18 protein-coding genes are annotated in these 17,888 nt (G+C 73.2%); 11 read left to right on the forward strand and 7 right to left on the reverse strand.

The window, feature by feature from the left end:
• From ABWI07_RS38470 to ABWI07_RS38480, 3 genes are all read left to right on the forward strand, one after another.
• On the forward strand, nucleotides 1-563 hold a 563-nt coding region (locus tag ABWI07_RS38470; protein WP_353821557.1), incomplete at its 5' end, for a class F sortase.
• Between the two features lie 197 nt (nucleotides 564-760).
• Nucleotides 761-2,281 carry an MFS transporter gene (locus ABWI07_RS38475; RefSeq protein WP_353821558.1) on the forward strand — a complete coding sequence of 507 codons (1,521 nt, stop codon included), beginning with the start codon at nucleotides 761-763 and terminating at the stop codon, nucleotides 2,279-2,281.
• Nucleotides 2,262-2,414, forward strand: a complete 153-nt coding sequence (locus ABWI07_RS38480; protein WP_235036750.1) for a cupin domain-containing protein — start codon at nucleotides 2,262-2,264, stop codon at nucleotides 2,412-2,414. The genes ABWI07_RS38475 and ABWI07_RS38480 overlap by 20 nt, the downstream gene beginning before the upstream one ends.
• Before the next feature lie 78 nt (nucleotides 2,415-2,492).
• Here ABWI07_RS38480 and ABWI07_RS38485 read toward each other — a convergent pair whose 3' ends face one another.
• Nucleotides 2,493-3,080 (reverse strand): CGNR zinc finger domain-containing protein, encoded by a 588-nt coding sequence (locus ABWI07_RS38485; RefSeq protein ID WP_353821559.1) that lies wholly within the window; start codon nucleotides 3,078-3,080, stop codon nucleotides 2,493-2,495.
• 84 nt (nucleotides 3,081-3,164) lie between these two features.
• On the opposite strand from ABWI07_RS38485, the gene ABWI07_RS38490 reads away from it, so the two are divergent.
• The 3 genes from ABWI07_RS38490 to ABWI07_RS38500 all read left to right on the forward strand — a co-directional run bounded on the left by ABWI07_RS38490 (nucleotide 3,165) and on the right by ABWI07_RS38500 (nucleotide 5,882).
• Nucleotides 3,165-4,034 (forward strand): alpha/beta fold hydrolase, encoded by an 870-nt coding sequence (locus ABWI07_RS38490; RefSeq protein ID WP_149259059.1) that lies wholly within the window; start codon nucleotides 3,165-3,167, stop codon nucleotides 4,032-4,034.
• Between the two features lie 98 nt (nucleotides 4,035-4,132).
• The gene (locus tag ABWI07_RS38495; RefSeq protein ID WP_149259060.1) at nucleotides 4,133-5,224 is read left to right on the forward strand and encodes an adenosine deaminase; all 1,092 of its coding nucleotides are present in this window, start codon (nucleotides 4,133-4,135) and stop codon (nucleotides 5,222-5,224) included.
• Between the two features lie 7 nt (nucleotides 5,225-5,231).
• Nucleotides 5,232-5,882 (forward strand): PH domain-containing protein, encoded by a 651-nt coding sequence (locus tag ABWI07_RS38500; protein ID WP_149259061.1) that lies wholly within the window; start codon nucleotides 5,232-5,234, stop codon nucleotides 5,880-5,882.
• Nucleotides 5,883-5,891: 9 nt separating this feature from the next.
• Here the strand turns inward: ABWI07_RS38500 and ABWI07_RS38505 are convergent, their stop codons facing one another.
• The 3 genes from ABWI07_RS38505 to ABWI07_RS38515 are packed head-to-tail and all read right to left on the reverse strand — an operon-like array spanning nucleotide 5,892 to nucleotide 8,855.
• Nucleotides 5,892-7,565 carry a phospho-sugar mutase gene (locus tag ABWI07_RS38505; RefSeq protein ID WP_353821560.1) on the reverse strand — a complete coding sequence of 558 codons (1,674 nt, stop codon included), beginning with the start codon at nucleotides 7,563-7,565 and terminating at the stop codon, nucleotides 5,892-5,894.
• Nucleotides 7,562-8,362: a purine-nucleoside phosphorylase gene (locus ABWI07_RS38510; protein ID WP_149259063.1), complete on the reverse strand. Its 801-nt coding sequence runs from the start codon at nucleotides 8,360-8,362 to the stop codon at nucleotides 7,562-7,564. The genes ABWI07_RS38505 and ABWI07_RS38510 overlap by 4 nt, the downstream gene beginning before the upstream one ends.
• A 40-nt stretch (nucleotides 8,363-8,402) precedes the next feature.
• Nucleotides 8,403-8,855, reverse strand: a complete 453-nt coding sequence (locus ABWI07_RS38515) for a gamma-glutamylcyclotransferase family protein (RefSeq protein WP_141580950.1) — start codon at nucleotides 8,853-8,855, stop codon at nucleotides 8,403-8,405.
• Between the two features lie 317 nt (nucleotides 8,856-9,172).
• On the opposite strand from ABWI07_RS38515, the gene ABWI07_RS38520 reads away from it, so the two are divergent.
• Nucleotides 9,173-10,558, forward strand: a complete 1,386-nt coding sequence (locus ABWI07_RS38520; protein ID WP_149259544.1) for an NAD(P)H-quinone dehydrogenase — start codon at nucleotides 9,173-9,175, stop codon at nucleotides 10,556-10,558.
• A 54-nt stretch (nucleotides 10,559-10,612) separates the two neighbouring features.
• On the opposite strand, the gene ABWI07_RS38525 is transcribed toward ABWI07_RS38520, so the two are convergent.
• The 3 genes from ABWI07_RS38525 to ABWI07_RS38535 all read right to left on the reverse strand — a co-directional run bounded on the left by ABWI07_RS38525 (nucleotide 10,613) and on the right by ABWI07_RS38535 (nucleotide 15,057).
• Nucleotides 10,613-11,485 carry a hypothetical protein gene (locus tag ABWI07_RS38525; protein ID WP_353821561.1) on the reverse strand — a complete coding sequence of 291 codons (873 nt, stop codon included), beginning with the start codon at nucleotides 11,483-11,485 and terminating at the stop codon, nucleotides 10,613-10,615.
• A gap of 189 nt (nucleotides 11,486-11,674) precedes the next feature.
• Nucleotides 11,675-13,111: a hypothetical protein gene (locus ABWI07_RS38530; RefSeq protein ID WP_149259064.1), complete on the reverse strand. Its 1,437-nt coding sequence runs from the start codon at nucleotides 13,109-13,111 to the stop codon at nucleotides 11,675-11,677.
• A 179-nt stretch (nucleotides 13,112-13,290) separates the two neighbouring features.
• Entirely contained in the window at nucleotides 13,291-15,057 is a 1,767-nt protein-coding gene (locus ABWI07_RS38535) for an acetyl/propionyl/methylcrotonyl-CoA carboxylase subunit alpha (protein ID WP_149259065.1), read from the reverse strand.
• A gap of 205 nt (nucleotides 15,058-15,262) precedes the next feature.
• On the opposite strand from ABWI07_RS38535, the gene ABWI07_RS38540 reads away from it, so the two are divergent.
• From ABWI07_RS38540 to ABWI07_RS38555, 4 genes are all read left to right on the forward strand, one after another.
• Nucleotides 15,263-16,300 (forward strand): SPFH domain-containing protein, encoded by a 1,038-nt coding sequence (locus tag ABWI07_RS38540; protein WP_235036751.1) that lies wholly within the window; start codon nucleotides 15,263-15,265, stop codon nucleotides 16,298-16,300.
• A 90-nt stretch (nucleotides 16,301-16,390) separates the two neighbouring features.
• A complete protein-coding gene (locus ABWI07_RS38545; RefSeq protein ID WP_149259066.1) occupies nucleotides 16,391-16,720 on the forward strand; it encodes a hypothetical protein in 330 nt (109 codons plus the stop codon).
• A 75-nt stretch (nucleotides 16,721-16,795) separates the two neighbouring features.
• Nucleotides 16,796-17,338 carry a hypothetical protein gene (locus ABWI07_RS38550; protein ID WP_149259067.1) on the forward strand — a complete coding sequence of 181 codons (543 nt, stop codon included), beginning with the start codon at nucleotides 16,796-16,798 and terminating at the stop codon, nucleotides 17,336-17,338.
• 276 nt (nucleotides 17,339-17,614) lie between these two features.
• Nucleotides 17,615-17,884: a WXG100 family type VII secretion target gene (locus tag ABWI07_RS38555; protein ID WP_141580969.1), complete on the forward strand. Its 270-nt coding sequence runs from the start codon at nucleotides 17,615-17,617 to the stop codon at nucleotides 17,882-17,884.
• The last annotated feature ends 4 nt before the right edge of the window (nucleotides 17,885-17,888 follow it).

Raw genomic sequence — 17,888 nt, forward strand, 5'->3', positions numbered from 1 at the left:
GCCTCGCCGCGCTCGTCCTCGGGCTGGGCGGCCCGGCCGGGCCGCCCAGCCCGCCCGCGTGGGCCGCGGCCACCCGGCCGGTCGACCGGCACGGGCCGGTGCTCGACCCGTCCCCGCCCGTCCGGGTGGACGTCCCGTCCATCGGGGTGCGGGCGCCGCTGGCCCGCCTGGGCCTTGAGGCCGACGGCTCTGTGCAGGTCCCCTCGGCGGACCGGCCGGGGGAGGCCGGCTGGTACGCGGGCGGGCCCACGCCAGGCGAACGCGGCGCCGCGGTCATCCTGGGCCATGTCGACACCGCGAAGGGGGCCGCGGTTTTCTACGACCTGGGCCGGCTGAGGCCCGGGCACCGCGTCGAGGTGAGCCGCGCGGACGGGCGGGTGGCCGTGTTCACCGTCGAGTCCGTGGAACGTGTCCCGAAGGGCCGGTTCCCCACCGGTCGCGTCTACGGCCCCCTCGACCATCCCGGGCTCCGCCTCGTCACCTGCGGCGGCTCGTTCGACCGGGGCAAGCGCAGCTACACCGACAACGTCATCGTCTACGCCGCCGAGACGGCGGTCCGGTAGCGGCCCGCCCGGCCTGGGAGTCCAGGCGGCGGGCGGCCGGGTCCCCGATACCGCGAGCGCACGAATCGCGCTGCCCCTACAACTTCCAGTTGAGCGAGGGGACGGACGGTTGTTTGATCCGGCGGCCCGCCACCCGCTTTGATCTCTCTCGGCCGCCGGGGGCGGCCGACATGAGGGCGGCCGGCGGGAGGGGCGCGGTGAGGGTGCGCATGGGGGAGGGGCGGTCGCTCGGGCGGCCGTTCGGGTGGCTCTGGGCGGCCTACGCGGTCAGCGCGGTCGGGACGTGGCTCGCCTTCGACGCGTTCCCGTTGATCGCGATCACCGTGCTGGACGCCGGGCCTGCCCGGGTGTCGGCGCTGGCCGCCGCGGGCCTGCTCGTGGGGGCGGCGGTGGCGGTGCCGCTCGGTCCCTGGGTGGAGTTCCGCCGCAAGCGGCCCGTGATGATCGCGATGGACCTGGTCCGGTGCGCGGCGCTGCTGAGCCTGCCCGCCGCGTTCCTGCTCGGCGGGCTCGGCTTCGTCCAGCTGCTGGTGGTGTCGGTCGTGGTCGCCGCGGCCGACATCGCCTTCACCGCGGCGAGCGGCGCCTGCCTGAAGGCGCTCGTCCGGCCGGAGGACCTGGTCGTCGCGAACGGGCGGCTGGAGTCCACGAACTGGACCGCGCTCATGCTCGGGCCGCCGCTCGGCGGCGCCGCGATCGGGCTGTTCGGGCCGCTGGTGACCGTGACGGCCAACGCGGCCAGCTTCGTGCTGTCCGCGGCCGGGATCCGCGCGATCGGCGGGACGGAGCCGCGCCCCGCCCACGCCCCGGAGACGGGCGCCCGGCTCCGGGGCGGGGACCTGCTCGAAGGGTGGCGCCACATCCTCACCAGCCCGGCGCTGCGCCCGCTGTTCCTCAACCAGATCCTGGTCGCCGGGCTGATCATGGCGACGGCGCCGGTGCTGGCCGTGCTGATGCTGGGCCGCCTCGGCTTCGCGCCGTGGCAGTACGCGCTGGCGTTCGCCGCCCCCTGCGTCGGCGGTCTCGTCGGCTCGCGGCTGGCCGGACGGCTCGCCTCGCGGTTCGGGCGTCCGAGGACCATGCTCGTCTTCGGGACCCTGCGCGCGTGCTGGCTGCCCGGACTGGCCTTCGTCCGTCCGGGCGTCGCCGGGCTGGTGCTCGTCATCGCCGTCGAACTGGGGCTGATCACGTGCATGGGGGTGTTCAACCCGCTCCAGGCCGCCTACCGGCTGGAGCACACGCCGTCCGACCGGGTCGCCCGGGTGCTGTCGGCGTGGTCGGTGACCGGCAAGCTCACGATCGCGGGCATGACCGCCCTGTGGGGGCTGCTCGCCGGCCTCACCGGCCCCCGCACCGCCGTCGCGATCGCCGGCGTCCTGTCCCTGGCGACCCCCGCCCTGCTGCTCCGGGCCCGCCGCGCGCTATCCGGCCCGGACGTCTTGACGCAGGTCAGCCCCAGTGCGAGCGTGAAAAGTGAGGGGGAAGGGGGAACCATCAATGATAGAGATCAAGAGCATCGAGAAGCCGGACGACCGGCGGGACTTCCCCAGGGGGCACCTGGAGATCGCCAACCTCAGCGGCCTCGTCTTCGGGAAGGCGACGTTCGAGCCCGGATGGCGCTGGACGGAGTCGGTGAAGGACATCGCGGGCACCGACCTTTGCGAGGTGCACCACAACGGCTACGTGGTCCAGGGACGGATGCGCATCCTCACGAATGACGGCGTGGAGCAGGAGGTCGGCCCCGGTGACGTGTTCGTCGTCACGCCCGGCCATGACGCCTGGGTCGTCGGGGACGAGGCCTGCGTCATGTACGACTTCGCCGGGGGCATCGGCGAGTACGCGAAGGCCTAGCGCCGACTGTTCGGCATTCTGAGGCGGGGGCGCCGGCGCGTGCCCCCGCCTCCTAGCGTCAGCTCCCGCCTCATGGCGTCAGGAGGACGCGGGGTCGGGCTCGGCGGGCCGGTGCCGCCGGTAGTGGCGGGCGACGCGGACGCGGTTGCCGCAGCGGGCCGCCGAGCACCAGCGGCGGCGGGGGTGGGCGGGCAGGAAGAGCATCACGCAGTCGTCGGCCTCGCACTCCCGGACCTTGGCGACCGCCGGGTCGGCGAGGAGTTCGGCGGCGGCCTCGGCGAGCCAGGCCGCCGGGCGGAGCGCGGGCGGGCCGGTGCGGCGGCGGGCCGCGCGGAGCGACCGCCCGTCCCAGTCCAGTTCGGTGACGGCGGGTGCGGCGCGCTGCGCCCGGTTGAGCGCCTCCAGGTCGCCGGCCGATGGCGGCTCGCCGCGGCGGACGCGGTCGAGGGCCAGGGCCGTGTGCTCCCGGACGTCCCGGACCGCGGCCAGCGACTCGGCCGCCGGTTCCGTGGCGGCGAACGTCCGGGCCTCCTCGGACCTCTCGGCTTGCAGACGCAGCCAGACCCGCAGGTCATCGGGCGTGGACAGCAGGTCGGCGCCCACCGGTCGCGTGTTGACCAGGTCCAGGGCCGGCGGCTCACCGATCAGCGGGCTCGGGTCGCTCATGTTCTAACGGTACATCGATGGGTTGACCCGTTAGGTGGTTGACGACTATATCTAATGCGTCTCTTCGGAAAGAAGGCGTTAGATATGCTCACGATCGCTCGCACCGCCCACCGCCACGTCGACGTCGGCGGCGTCCGCGTCTTCTACCGCGAGTCCCTCCCGGAGCGGGAGGACGCGCCCGTCCTGCTGCTGCTGCACGGCTTCCCGTCCGCGTCGCACCAGTTCCGGCGGCTCATCGACGTCCTCGGCGCCCGCTACCGCCTGATCGCTCCGGACTACCCCGGCTTCGGCCGCACATGGGCGCCGGACGGCTTCACCTACTCCTTCGACGGGCTCGCCGACGTCATGGAGGGGTTCGTCGAGCGGCTCGGGCTCACCCGCTTCGCCATGTACGTGTTCGACTTCGGGGCGCCGGTCGGGTTCCGGCTGGCCGAGCGGCTGCCCGAGCGCATCGCGGGCCTGGTCGTCCAGAACGGCAACGCCTACGCCGAGGGCCTGTCGGACGGCGCCCGCGACTTCATCGCCCTGCGTCCCGGAGAGCCGGGCGCGGAGGAGACCGTCCGCGGCCTGCTGACCCCGGAGGGCACCCGGAGCCAGTACGAGACGGGCGTCGCCGACCCGGAGGTGCTCGCACCGGACGGCTGGACCCTCGACCAGCACTTCCTCGACCTTCCGGGACGCAAGGAGGCCCAGGTCGCGCTGGCCTTCGACTACCACTCCAACGTCGAGAGCTACGACCGCTGGCAGGCCTGGCTGCGCCGGCACACGCCGCCCGTCCTCATCGTCTGGGGAGCCGACGACCCGTTCTTCCCCGCGCCCGGCGCCCGCGCCTACCTGCGGGACGTCCCGGACGCCGAACTCCACCTGTTCGGCACCGGCCACTTCGCCCTCGAGACCCACCTCCGCGAGATCGCGCCGCTCGTCGCCGCGTTCCTCGACCGCGTCCGGGCCTAGCGGGGCGGAAGGTCCGCAGGTCGCGCGGGTGGGGCGGGGGCGCCGGGTTGGCGAGAGTTGACGACGCCCGAGGGGGCGGGGACGGGTAGGTTCGAGAAATGAACGTTCGGCCGACTCTTGAGGACATCCGCCGCGCGCCGAAGGTGCTGCTGCACGACCACCTGGACGGCGGGGTGCGGCCCGCGACCGTCGTCGACCTGGCGCGGGAGACCGGGTACGGGGACCTGCCCACCACCGACCCGGACGCCCTGCGGACGTGGTTCGAGGAGGCGTCCAACTCCGGATCGCTCGAACGGTACCTGGAGACGTTCTCGCACACCGTCGGGGTGATGCAGACCGTCGAGGCGCTCACCCGGGTCGCGTACGAGTGCGCCGAGGACCTCGCGAAGGACGGGATCGTCTACGCCGAGGTCCGGTACGCGCCCGAGCAGCATCTGCGGAACGGGCTGTCGCTGGAGCAGGTCGTCGAGGCCGTCCTGGACGGCTTCGCCCGGGGCCGCGAGGACTTCGGGATCCGCGTCGGGACGCTCGTCACCGCCATGCGGCACCAGGCGCGCAGCATGGAGATCGCGGAGCTGGCCGTCCGGTACCGGGACCTCGGCGTCGTCGGGTTCGACATCGCCGGCGCCGAGGCCGGGTACCCCCCGACCCGGCACCTCGACGCGTTCGAGTACCTGCAGCGCGAGAACGCGCACTTCACCATCCACGCGGGCGAGGGGTTCGGGCTGCCGTCGATCTGGCAGGCGATCCAGTGGTGCGGCGCCGACCGGCTCGGGCACGGCGTCCGCATCATCGACGACATCGAGGTGGAGAACGGCGAGGCGCGGCTCGGCCGGCTCGCGAACTACGTGCGGGACAAGCGGATCCCGCTGGAGATGTGCCCGACCTCCAACATCCAGACCGGCGCGGCGAAGTCGATCGCCGAGCACCCGATCGGGCTGCTGCGGCGGCTGAGCTTCCGCGTCACGGTCAACACCGACAACCGGCTGATGAGCGGCACGACGCTGTCGGAGGAGTTCGCCAAGCTCGCCGACGCGTTCGGCTACGGATGGGACGACCTGCAGTGGTTCACGGTGAACGCGATGAAGTCGGCGTTCGCGCCGTTCAACGAGCGGCTCGAACTGATCAACGGCGTCATCAAGCCCGGTTTCGCGCAGCTCAAGTGGAGCGGCGCCCGGCCCCTGGCATGATCGGGCCATGACCATTCGCTCCACCGGCGGGCGCGTCGCCGCGTACGCGTGGCTGGTGTTCGCCGCCCTCAACCTCGTCGACCTGTTCTTCGGCATCACCGGTGACCCCGACTACTCGCTGACGACGGTGACGATCGCGTTCCTGCTGCTGCTCGGCTGCGGGATCGCCTACGCGGTCGGGCTGCGGCCGGTGATCGTCGGCGACGACGCCGGGATCACGGTCCGCAACCCGCTCCGGGACGTCCGGGTGCCGTGGGGCGCGGTCCGCCGGATCGAGGGCAAGAACGCGGTGACGGTCGTGTTCGCCGGCCCGGACGGGACGGACCTGGAGACGCGGGCCTGGGTGCTCCAGACCTCGCCGCGGGCGCAGGCCAAGGCGGAGGCCCGCGCCGAGAAGGAGGCTCGCAAGGGCAGGGGGCAGGGCCTGGACCTGCGGGGGCGCACGCCGACCGCGTACGCCGCGCAGCAGTTGAACGAGATGAAGGACCGGCAGCGCCCCAAGGCCCGGTCGGGCGCGCCCGACAAGGCGGCCAAGGCCAAGGCGGAGGAGGAGGGGCCCGCCAGGGGGACGGTCAAGTGGTCCGTTCCCGCGGTGGCCTCGCTGGCCGTCCCGCTGGCGGTGCTCGTCGCGCTCCTGATCACGGGCGCCGTCACCTGACCGGTGTGATCAGGCGAGGGCCGCGGAGACGTCCGCGCGGAGGGCCTCCAGGCCGGAGGCGGCGCGCGCGCGGACCGCGGCGATGTCCTCGTCCACCGGGAGGACGACCTCCAGGTAGCACTTCAGCTTCGGCTCCGTCCCCGAGGGGCGGATGACCACCCGCGACCCTCCGGCGAGCCGGAACCGCAGCCCGTCGGTGGGCGGCAGGCCCCCGGTGGGCCGGGCGAGGTCGTCGAACGACTCGACGCGCCGCCCGCCCAGCTCGCGCGGGGGATCGGCGCGCAGCCGGGTCATCGCCGCGGTGATCAGCGAGAGGTCGTCCACCCGGACCGACAGCTGGGACGTCGCGTGCAGCCCGTACCGGCGGGCCTGCGCGTCCAGCAGGTCGAGCAGCGTGCGGCCGTCGCGCTTGGCGTCCGCCGCGAGCGCGGCGACGGCGAGCGCGGCGCCGATCCCGTCCTTGTCGTTGACGAGGACGCCCCGGTCGTCGCCGACGCTGTACCCGAGTGCCTCCTCGTACCCGAACACCAGCCGGCTGTGTTCCCTGTGGGGGGACGACCCCCCACGCCCCCCGGAACCACCTCGCGCATCTCCGGCCTTCATGATCCACTTGAAGCCGGTCAGCGACTCGGCGAACCGCACGCGGTGCGCGGCGGCGATCGAGCGCAGCAGCGACGACGACACGATCGTCGTCACGACCAGGCGGTCATCGCCCGAGGTGTGTCGCAGCACGTGCTCGGCCAGCAGCCCGCCGACCTCGTCCCCGGTGAGCGCCCGCCACCCGGACGGGCCCGGGACGGCGACGGCGCAGCGGTCCGCGTCCGGGTCGTTCGCGATCACCAGGTCGGCGCCGCGGGCCTCGGCGAGCGCCAGCGCCAGGTCGAGCGCGCCCGGCTCCTCCGGGTTCGGGAACTCGACGGTCGGGAAGTCCGGGTCGGGCTCGGCCTGCTCGGGGACGACGATCGGCGCGGGGAACCCGGCACGGTCGAACGCGGCGAGCAGGACGTCCCGGCCCACCCCGTGCATGGGCGTGTAGACGATCGAGACGTCCCGGTCGCCGCCGAGGCGCAGGGACGACACCGCGTCCAGGTAGAGGCCGGCGCCGTCGTGGACCGGCCAGCCCGCACCGAGCGGCAGCTCGTCCACGCGGCCGACGGCGTCGATCGCGGCGGAGATCTCCGCGTCCGTCGGCGGGACGATCTGCGCCCCGTCCGCCCAGTACACCTTGTAGCCGTTGTCGCGCGGCGGGTTGTGGCTGGCCGTGACCATGACGCCCGCGACGATGTCGTCGAACGCCCGGGTGAAGTGGGCGAGGACGGGCGTCGGGACGGGGTCGGCGAACACCTCGGGGCGCAGCCCCGCGCCGCTGAGCACGGCCGCCGTGTCGTCGGCGAACCGGCGGGACCCGTGCCGCGCGTCGAAACCGATGATCACTCGGCCGCCGGCGGGCAGCCGGGCGGCGAGGCCGGCGGCGGCGCGCATCACCGTCACCCGGTTCATCCGGTTCGGCCCGGCGCCGAGCTCGCCGCGCAGGCCGGCCGTCCCGAACTCCAGCCGCGCCCCGAACCGGTCGGCGAGGGCCGCGTCGTCGCCGGCGTCCAGGATCGCCCGCAGCTCGGCGCGCGTCCCGGGGTCGGGGTCCTGTTCGAGCCACTCCTCGGCCCGCGCCCGCAGGTCGCTCACAGCTTCGCCAGGACGGTCGCGAGCAGCGTGCCCATGCGTCCGGCCGACGCGCGTCCCGCCGCGAGGACCTCCTCGTGGTCGAGGGGCTCGTCCGACAGCCCGGCCGCGATGTTGGTGACCAGCGAGATGCCGAGCACCTCCGCGCCGCCCTGGCGGGCCGCGATCGTCTCCAGCACCGTCGACATGCCGATCATGTCGGCGCCCAGCGTGCGCAGCATGCGGATCTCGGCGGGCGTCTCGTAGGTCGGGCCGCGGAACGCCGCGTAGACGCCCTCCGACAGCGTCGGGTCGACCTCTTTGGCCAGGGCCCGCAGGCGTCCCGAGTACGCCTCGGTCAGGTCGAGGAACGTCGCGCCGGTCAGCGGGTTCGCGCCGGACAGGTTCAGGTGGTCGGAGATCAGCACCGGGTCGCCCACCCGCTGGTGCTCGGGGCGCAGCCCGCCCGCCGCGTTGGTGAGCACCATCGTCTTCACGCCGGCGGCGAGCGCCGTGCGGACGCCGTGCACGACGGCCTCAACGCCGCGGCCCTCGTAGAGGTGCGTCCGGCCGAGGAAGACCAGCGCGTGGCGCCCGGCGATCTCCACGACGCGGATCCGCCCGGCGTGGCCCTCCACGGCGGGCGGCGCGAAACCGGGCAGCTCGGTCACCGTCAGCTCGGCGACTGGCTCGCCCAGCCTGTCGGCCGCCGGGACCCAGCCGGACCCCATGACGAGTGCGACGTCGAAGGAGTCGATGGACGTGCGGGCGCGCAGCTCGTCCGCCGCGTCCCGTGCCAGTGCAAAAGCGTCGTTGCTCACGCCGCCGACACTACCGCCGCCCCGGCACGGCCCCGCCGGGTCAGTCGCCCAGCGACTTGCAGGGGCGTGTGCGCAGGTCCTTGACGTAGTCGTCGGGCGCGCCGGCCTTCTCCGCGGCGTCGGCGAGGATGCCGAGGTAGCGCGCGGACGGCAGGCCGCCCTCGTAGTCGTCGAGGACGTACAGCCAGCACAGCGCGTCGCCGTCGAGCGTCTGCACCCGCACCCTGATCTTGCGGTAGACGCCGAGCGCGGCCCCCTCCCAGGCGTCGAGCTCCTTCTCGTCCCAGGCGGGCACGTCGTACATGACGACGAAGACCTGTTCGGAGTCGTCCTCGACGACCGTCGCGAGGGCCCCGTCCCAGCCCTTGTCCTGCCCCCCGAAGGTCAGGCGCCACCCGGCGAGCCAGCCGGTGCCGCGCATGGGCGAATGGGGAGCCCGGCCGGCCATCTGCTCGGGGTCCATGTTGGAGGCGTACGCCGCGTACAGAGCCACGTTGGCAGGCTACGCCAAGTAGAGCTCGGGGGTGTGGGGGTCGCCCCCCCCGCAGGGACGCGTGGGCTCGGGGTGTGGGGTCCCGCCCCCATAAGGGACGCGTGGGCTCGGGGGCCCACAACGCATGCGCCTGGTGGGGCTGTTGGTGCGAGAGGCGGTCCCCGCAGGGGAGGCGCCGCCCGGAGCGCCGGGTGTGGCGGTTGTGGTCTGGGGATGGAGCGGGCCGGGGCGGGGAGCGGGGGTCGGTGGGGTTGTTGCAGGAAGAAGTGGTCCGGAGCGGGACTTTTCACTGCCGAGAGTAGGAAACAATGGAAGATGTGACCCGCATCGTGATCATCGGAGGAGGCCCGGGCGGTTACGAGGCCGCGCTCGTCGCGGCGCAGCTCGGCGCCGACGTGACCGTCATCGAACGGGACGGTCCGGGCGGCGCGTGCGTGCTCACCGACTGCGTGCCTTCCAAGACGCTCATCGCCACCTCGACCCGCATCGCGGTCATGTCGGAGTCGGCCGGCCTCGGACTGCGCTTCAACGGCGGCCCGGACGGCATCGTCGGCGCCCTCGAGGCCGACATGGCCACCGTCAACAAGCGCGTGAAGGACCTCGCGCGGGCCCAGTCGTTCGACGTCGCCGAACGGCTCGCCTACGAGGAGGTCAAGATCGTCCGCGGCGAGGCGCGGCTGGTGGAGCCGCATGTCGTGGCTGTCGGCGAGCGCCGCATCCGCGCAGACATCGTGCTCATCGCGACCGGCGCGACGCCGCGCGTGCTGCCCGGCGCGGAGCCGGACGGCGAGCGCATCCTGAACTGGCGGCAGCTCTACGACCTGCCGGAGCTGCCCGAGGAGCTGATCGTGGTCGGCTCCGGCGTGACGGGCGCCGAGCTGGCCGGGGCGTACCTGTCGCTCGGCTCGAAGGTGACGCTGGTGTCGTCGCGGGACCGGATCCTGCCGACGGAGGACGCCGACGCCGCGGCCGTCCTGCAGGAGGTGTTCCTGCGGCGCGGCATGAACGTCATGTCGCGGTCCCGGGCGGCGGCCGTGGAGCGGTCGGGCAACGGCGTGATCGTCACGCTGGAGGACGGGACGAAGGTCGAGGGCACGCACTGCCTGATGACCGTCGGGATGGTCCCGAACACCAAGGGCATCGGCCTGGAGGAGGTCGGCGTGCGGTGCGACGCGCGCGGCTTCGTCGAGGTCGACAAGGTGTCGCGGACGTCCGTCCCGCACATCTACGCGTCCGGCGACTGCACGGGCGTGCTCATGCTGGCGTCCGTCGCGGGCATGCAGGGCCGCATCGCGATGTGGCACGCGCTGGGCGAGGCCGTGCAGCCGCTGAAGCTGGGCTGGGTCGCCTCCAACATCTTCACCGATCCCGAGGTCGCGTCGGTCGGCGTGACGCAGCACATGGTCGACTCCGGGGACGTCAACGCCCGGACGGTCATGCTGCCGCTGTTCACCAACGCGCGCGCCAAGATGCAGGGCTTCGAGGACGGCTTCGTGAAGCTGTTCTGCCGGCCGTCCACGGGGATCGTGCTCGGCGGCGTCATCGTGGCCCCGCGGGCGAGCGAACTGATCCTGGGCGTGTCGATCGCCGTCCAGCAGCACCTCACGGTCGACCAGGTGGCGCACACGTTCGCGGTGTACCCGTCGCTGTCGGGCAGCGTCACCGAGGCGTCCCGGCGGCTGATGTCCGAGCACGCCTACTGAGAGGTCCCCCGCCCGGGCCGGGATCGCCGGGAGCCCGGCCATGGGCGGCGCGCTTCAGTAGTGGCCGCCGTGCCCGCCCCCACCGAAGTCGCCGCCGTGCCCGCCGTGGCCTCCGCCTCCGTAGTGCCCGCCGTGCCCGCCGCCTCCGTAGTCGTGGCCCCCGCCCCCGCCGCCTCCGCCGGAGTCCGCCGTCACGTCGAAATCTGCCCCGAGCGCAGCGTCGGTGGCCGAGTCCCTACCGGCGGAGTCGGAGGAAACGCGCGCGTTGGAAGAGGCGCGGGCTCCGGCGCCCCGAGAAGGCCGCCGCCCTCCGCGCTTCGGGACCATGGGGGCGTCCAGGGCGGCGCCACTCAGGACGGCCTCGGCGTCGGCCGCGCATGCCGGTACGGAGCGGGCGGTGCCACCGGACGGCGTCCACACCACGTTCTGGACGGAGGGTCCGTGCTCGGGGTCGAAGAAGCACGGCGCGCGCTCGGGCACTTGTTCCCCGGCGAGCCGGGCCCGGGTTGCGGTCATGTAGTAGTGGCTGTCCTCCGCCGCGCTGACGACCTCCTCCATGTCCTCCAGGCCGGCGGCGTGCTCAGCCGCCTCCTTGGCCCGGTCGTAGCAGCTCATAGCGCGCTCGTAGTCGGCGCGCACGTCGGGATCCAGATCGCCGTCCGCCACGTCCAGGTCGAGGCGGGCGATGTCCTCGCCGAGGTGCGCAACGGCCGCCTGGAGGTCGGCCATCTCGCGGGTCGCTCGTTTCCGCCGCTCTCTGCGGCGTTTGAGCCTGCCCCGCCCCCTGGACGCCGCTATCGGCCCGCCGAACAGCAAGAGCCCCGCGAACACCGCGAACAGCGCGGCGAAAACTACGCCCTCGGCCGTGCTGTCGGGCTCGGGGACTGACGGGAGCAACGCCCAGATCGCCCGGGTCTCGGGGTTCATTTCCTCAGCATGCCTGCGTGGGCGCGCCGATGCTCGCCGGACGGCTTTGCGGACACCTCGAACGGGCGTCGCACCCCATCCGCTCCCGGAGCCCCGTGGGCTTACCGGTCGGGTGGGCGGAGGCCGTGGCGTCGCAGGCGGGAGCGGCGCAGTTCGTCGGCGCTGATCACTACCGTCGGGGCACGCACCTCAGAAGCCGCCGAAGTCGCCGCCTCCGCCACCGAAGTCGCCCCCGCCGCCGAAGTCTCCGCCGCCGAAGTCCCAGCCGCCGCCGATGTCGCCGTCGCCTCCGCCGCCGAAGTCGCCGCCTCCGCCGAAGCCGCCGCCGCCCCAGCCGCCGCCCCACATCGAGCCGAGGGCGGTGCCGATCAGCATGCCGCTGAGCAGGTCCATCCCGCCGTACCCGTAGTAGTAGCCGCCGGCGTAGGGCGCATAGGCGGGGCCGGCGTTCCAGTACGGCCGGCGTTCCCCGCCCACCGGGACCATGCGGACGTCCGGGTCGCCCCCGCGCAGGACGGCCTCGGCGTCGGCCGCGCATGCCGGGACGGAGCGGGCGACGCCACCGGGCGGCGCCCACGTCACGTCCTGGACGGAGGGTCCGTGCTGCGGGTTGAAGAAGCACGGCGCGCGCCGTTCGGGCGCCGGTTCCCCGGCGAGCCGGGCGCGCGTGGCGGTCATGTAGTAGCGGCCGTCCTCCAACGCGGTCGTGACCTGCTGCATGTCCTGCGGGCGGGTGGCGCGCTCGGTCGCGGCTTTGGCCTGGTCGTAGGAGTTCATCGCGCGCTCGTAGTCGGCGCGGGTGTCGGGGTCGAGGCCGGTGTCCATGACGTTCAGGTCGAGGCGGGCGATGTCCTCGCCGAGGAGCGTGACGTCTTCCTGCACGCCCGCCTTGAGGTCGGCCATCTCGCGGGCCGCGCGTTCCCGCCGCTTCTTGCGGACGTTGAGCATGACGCCCACGACCGCCGCCGCCACGAGCACCAGCAGGCCGAGCAGCACGTATCCGGCCGTCGCGCTGGACTTGGAGGCGCTGTCGACCTTCTTCTCGGCGAGGCCGCCGAACTGGATCAGCCGCTGCTTCAGCGGTGCGCCCTCGGTGCGGGTGACCAGCTGGTTGATCTCCGCGCGGTCCAGCTTCTTGGAGATCGCGCCCATCCGGGCGCCGTCGGCGGTGATCGCGACATAGGTCGCGCCCTTGCCGACGCGCTCGGCGACGGCCGGGAGCAACTGCCTGACCTGGGCCGCCGTGATGTCGTTGCGGACGACGACGGCGCGGATGTCGGCGTCGCCGTCACCGCCCAGGGACGTCTCGATCTCGTTCCTGTCGGCGGGGGTCAGCGGGTTCCCGGCGCCGCTCGTAACGTAGAGGCGCGAGTCGATCAGGCCCTTGGCGATCTGGCCGACGGTGTCGTCGGCCGCCGCCCGCGGGACCGCGGCCTGCGCCCCGACCCGCACGGCCTCCCCCTGCACGGCCCCGGTCTGCGCCGTCGCGGTCTTCGGTGCCGTGGCCTGGGACGTGGCGGCCACCGCCGGGGCGGCGAGGGCGAACGCCGGCGCGGCGACGGCGACGACGACCGCCGATACGGCCCCGCCGCGAGCCGCCCGATTTGCCCGCTTCTCGGTGCTCATTCCCTCAGTCTGCCCACGTGGACGCGGCGATGCCTCGTTCGTGGGACGGATTTGGGACATCCCGAATGGGGACCGGACCCCAACTGCTCCCATGGGTCCCCGTCTCGGGAGCGCCGAGGCCCGGCGGCGCCCTCGTCCCTACACCGGCCGAGGGCGCCGTACCGCTGTGCGGCGCGCGGTCAGGAGTCCTTGATCTCGCAGATCACCGCGCCCGCGGACACCGTCTGGCCCACCTCGGCGGACAGGCCGGTGAGCGTCCCCGCCTTGTGCGCGGTCAGCGGCTGCTCCATCTTCATGGCCTCCAGGACCACGATGGTGTCGCCGGCCGCCACGGTCGCGCCCTCCTCGACGAGGAGCTTGACGATCGTGCCCTGCATCGGGCTGACCAGGGCGTCGCCGGACACCTGCGCGGCGCCGCCCTTCTTGGCGCCGCGCCGCTTGGCGGGCGCCGCGCCGCCCGCGGCGGGGGCCGCGGAGGCGCCGAGCCCGGCGGGCAGCACGACCTCGATGCGGCGGCCGCCGACCTCGACGGTGACGCGCTCGCGCTCGCCCTCCGCCTCCTCGCCGGCCGGGGGAGCCTCGTAGGGCGGGATCTGGTTGTCGAACTCCGTCTCGATCCACCGCGTGTGGACGCTGAACGGGGTCTCGTCGTCCGCCGGGACGAACGCCGGGTCGTCCAGCACCGCCCGGTGGAACGGCAGGACGGTCGGCATGCCGTCGATGACGAACTCGGCGAGGGCGCGGCGGGACCGCTCGACGGCCTGCCGCCGCGTCGCGCCCGTCACGATCAGCTTGGCGATGAGGGAGTCGAACGCCTGCGGGACGGTCTGCCCGGCCTCGTAGCCGGCGTCCAGCCGGACGCCGGGGCCCGTCGGGGGGTGCCAGGCGGTCAGGGTGCCGACGGCGGGCAGGAAGCCCCGCCCGGCGTCCTCGGCGTTCAGCCGGAACTCGATCGAGTGGCCGCGCAGCTCCGGGTCGCCGTAGCCGAGCTCCTCGCCGTCGGCGACGCGGAACATCTCGCGGACCAGGTCGACCCCGGCGACCTCCTCAGTGACGGGGTGCTCGACCTGGAGGCGCGTGTTGACCTCCAGGAACGAGATCGTGCCGTCCTGGCCGACGAGGAACTCGCACGTCCCGGCGCCGACGTAGCCGGCCTCCTTCAGGATCGCCTTGGACGAGGAGTACAGCAGCTCCAGTTGCTCCTCGGACAGGAACGGCGCCGGCGCCTCCTCGACGAGCTTCTGGTGGCGCCGCTGGAGCGAGCAGTCGCGGGTGGACACGACGACCACGTTGCCGTGCTTGTCGGCCAGGCACTGCGTCTCGACGTGCCGGGGCTTGTCGAGGTACCGCTCGACGAAGCACTCGCCGCGCCCGAAGGCGCCGACGGCCTCGCGGACGGCCGAGTCGTACAGCTCGGGCACCTCCTCCAGCGTCCGGGCCACCTTGAGACCGCGCCCGCCGCCGCCGTAAGCGGCCTTGATCGCGATGGGCAGGCCGTGCTCCTCGGCGAACGCGACGACCTCGTCCGCGCCGGACACCGGGTCCGGGGTGCCGGCGACCAGCGGCGCGCCGACCCGCTGCGCGATGTGCCGGGCCTGCACCTTGTCGCCGAGCGCGGTGATCGCGGCGGGCGGCGGGCCGATCCAGGTCAGCCCCGCGTTCTCCACCGCCGCGGCGAAGTCGGCGTTCTCCGCCAGGAACCCGTAGCCGGGGTGGACGGCGTCGGCGCCCGACTCCGAAGCGATCTTCAGCAGCTTCTCGATGTCCAGGTAGCTCTCGGCCGCCGTCTGCCCGCCCAGGGCGAACGCCTCGTCGGCGACCCGAACGTGCAGCGCCTCCAGATCCGGCTCGGCGTACACCGCCACACTGACCAGCCCCGCGTCGCGGCAGGCACGGGCGATACGGACCGCGATCTCGCCGCGGTTGGCGATCAGGACTTTGCGCACGTGGGTCTCCTCCTTCAACCTCGCAGGCAGTCTAGATAACCGCGATCCCAGGTTTTCGTAAGCCCCTCCTTATTGGGGGCGCGGTCCCGGATAGCGGGAGGTTTCCCGAGAAAGCGGTACCCCCGCGGGGATCCCGGCGGACGTCCGCTCCGTCTGATCCACGAACCCGCGGAACGACCCCCGTGCGGGTGTGAGAGGAGCCACCGTGGCCGAGAAGAAGACGTCCGCAGCCAGGGAGCGGGCCGGTGCGAGCCGGCTCTCCGGGGTGCGAGCGCCCAGCCGGCGCACCGCGATCATCACCGCCGTGCTGCTGGTCGTCGTGGGCTGGCCGGTGCTGAGCGCGCTGCTCGGCGGTTACGAGCGGACCGGCGGCGGCGAGATCGCCGTCGTCCGCAACGGCGGGTTCTTCGACAACAACAGGATCCGGCAGGTCATCGACCCCGGCTCCGGCCGCGTCTGGATCGGGCTCTACTCGCAGGTCCACAAGTACCCCGCCCAGCAGCGCTTCTACACGATCACCTCGGACGCCGGGAAGGGCGACGAGTCCGGCGTGGACGTCGTGACCGTGCCGAGCTCGGACGGCGTCAACATGGGCATCGAGGGGACGCTGTACTTCACGCTCAACCAGGACCACCAGGCCCTCAGGCAGTTCGACGACAAGTACGGCACCCGCAAGTTCCGCAGCGCCAGCGGCGAGACCTACAACGTCTACGACGGCGACAAGGGCTGGTCGGCGTTCCTCGACCAGATCGTCCGGCCGGTGATCGACAACGACCTGCGCAGCCAGATCAACAGCTTCCGCTGCGCCGAGCTCGTCTCCTCCTGCGCCCTCGTGCAGAACTCCTCCGCGCCGCGGAACGTCCAGGCCGCCGGGCAGCAGGCGCAGAGCAACAACGGCAACATCGCCAAGGTGCAGAACGCGATCAACACGAGCCTGGCCGCGGACCTCAAGCAGACGCTCGGCGGCGAGTTCGTCACCAACATCCACTTCAACCTGGTGCGGATCACCCTGCCGTCCAAGGTGCAGGACGCGGTGGACCGCGCCCAGGCCGCGTTCGCGCAGATCAGCGAGGCGCAGGCGAAGGTCGCCTCGGCCAAGGCGGAGGCCGCCGCCAACAAGGCCCGCCAGGACGGCTACAACAAGTGCCCGACCTGCGCGAGGATCGAGGAGCTGAAGGCCCTCCCGCAGGGCATCACGGTCTACGCGCCCGGCAACCCGAACGGCTCCCTCCTGAGGGACTGAGCGGGACCCGGAGCGGGATGAGCGGGCACCGCGGGCGGGCCCGCCCATGAGAGCGGGAGGCGGCGCGGTGGACGCGGGACGGAGGCGGTCGTGCGGTTCCTGATCGTTCTGGCGGAGCTGGCGGTGGTGGCCGCGGCGGCCGTCCTGCTGCTGTACGCGTTCACCGGCCGCTCGTCGCGGAGCCGGGCGCAACTGGAGAGCGGCGCCCGGTGGGAGACGCACACCGAGTCGTCGGACGGCGTCACCACGGTCGTCGTCCGGCGCGTCTCCCGCGGCGACGGGGGCGACGTGCTCGCGGAGACCGGCCGCCAGACCGTCGCGGCCATCCCGGACGCCGATCCGCAGTGGGAGGAGCGCTACCACGAGGCCATGGCGCAGGCCCGCTCCCGCGTCGCCGCGCTGGAAAGCGAAGTGGACTGATCCGGCGTTCCGCCCGGGGTCCGGCCGTGTAATCTCGGCTCGGATCTACCAGCCCCTGATCATCGGGAGACGCCGATGGTTCGCCCGTGGCCCCGGGCCGGACTGGCGGTCGTCCTGGCCGCCTGCCTGCTGGCGCCCTCGTCCGGCGTGCGCGGGCAGCCCCCCGCCGTGGAGGACTACGTCACCCGCCAGCTCACCGTCGCCGCGAGCACCTACCTGGAGCGCCGCTCCGAGGCCCTCGTGCACAGGGGCGACCGGGAGCGGCGCGCCGCTCCCACGGAGGTCCTCGGCGTGCGGATCTCCCCGACGCTGGTGCGGTCGCAGGAGAGGGCCGTCCGGGAGCTGGAGACCCGCAACCGCGCCCCCGTGGAGGGCGGCCCCGCCTACACCGGTGCCCGCACCCGCCTGGACGAGGGCCGCGCCGTCCGCACCGGGGACCGCATCACGCTGGAGGCGGTCGAGCACACCGAGATGCGCTACGGCAGCGGGAAGGTCACCCAGTCGGTGCGGCGCCGGTTCGAGTTCCGGGCGACCGGCGAGCAGATCACCATGGTCGGCGAGCGCGTTCTGGACCCGGGGGCGCACCCGGTGAACGACCCGCTCGGCGACGGCCGCTGACACGCCGGATTTCCCTTTCCGCCGGGATCGGGCATTCGGTCGCGGAAACCGCTCTGAAACTCCCTTGACGGGTAGTAATTATGCTCGTCACAAGCCCTGCGGCATGGCGTTGCTGGCCACATCCGGACAGGCCAGGATGGCGGGAATGTGGCCGTTTCGACGAGGGATTCGCGGGGTGCCTCTGGCTCGATGTGATCGGTGGGGCGTAGGCTGGCGCCATTCCTGCGGCAGAGCGTGGAAACGTTCCAACCGATCAGCGAGGAAAGGGCCGGGGCGATGGGTGACAAGCGCGGCGCCAACCTGGGCGAGCTAGAGGAACTGTCCCGCATCTTCAGCAAGCACTCCCGCAACCTCGACGCCCTCATCAAGGACCTCAACGGCCGCACCGTGAGCAGCAGCGCCGCCTGGTGGGGCCCCGGCGCCGACCGCTTCCGCGCCGCCTGGGCCGAGGCCAAGACCGCGTTCGACAAGATGGCCGTCGCGCTCGAACAGGGCAGCCAGGACATCCGCAGGTCCCAGCAGAACATCGAGGCCGCCACGCGCTGACGCG

This window comes from Actinomadura sp. NPDC000600, from assembly GCF_040492135.1.
In the GTDB taxonomy this organism is placed as follows: Bacteria; Actinomycetota; Actinomycetes; order Streptosporangiales; family Streptosporangiaceae; genus Spirillospora.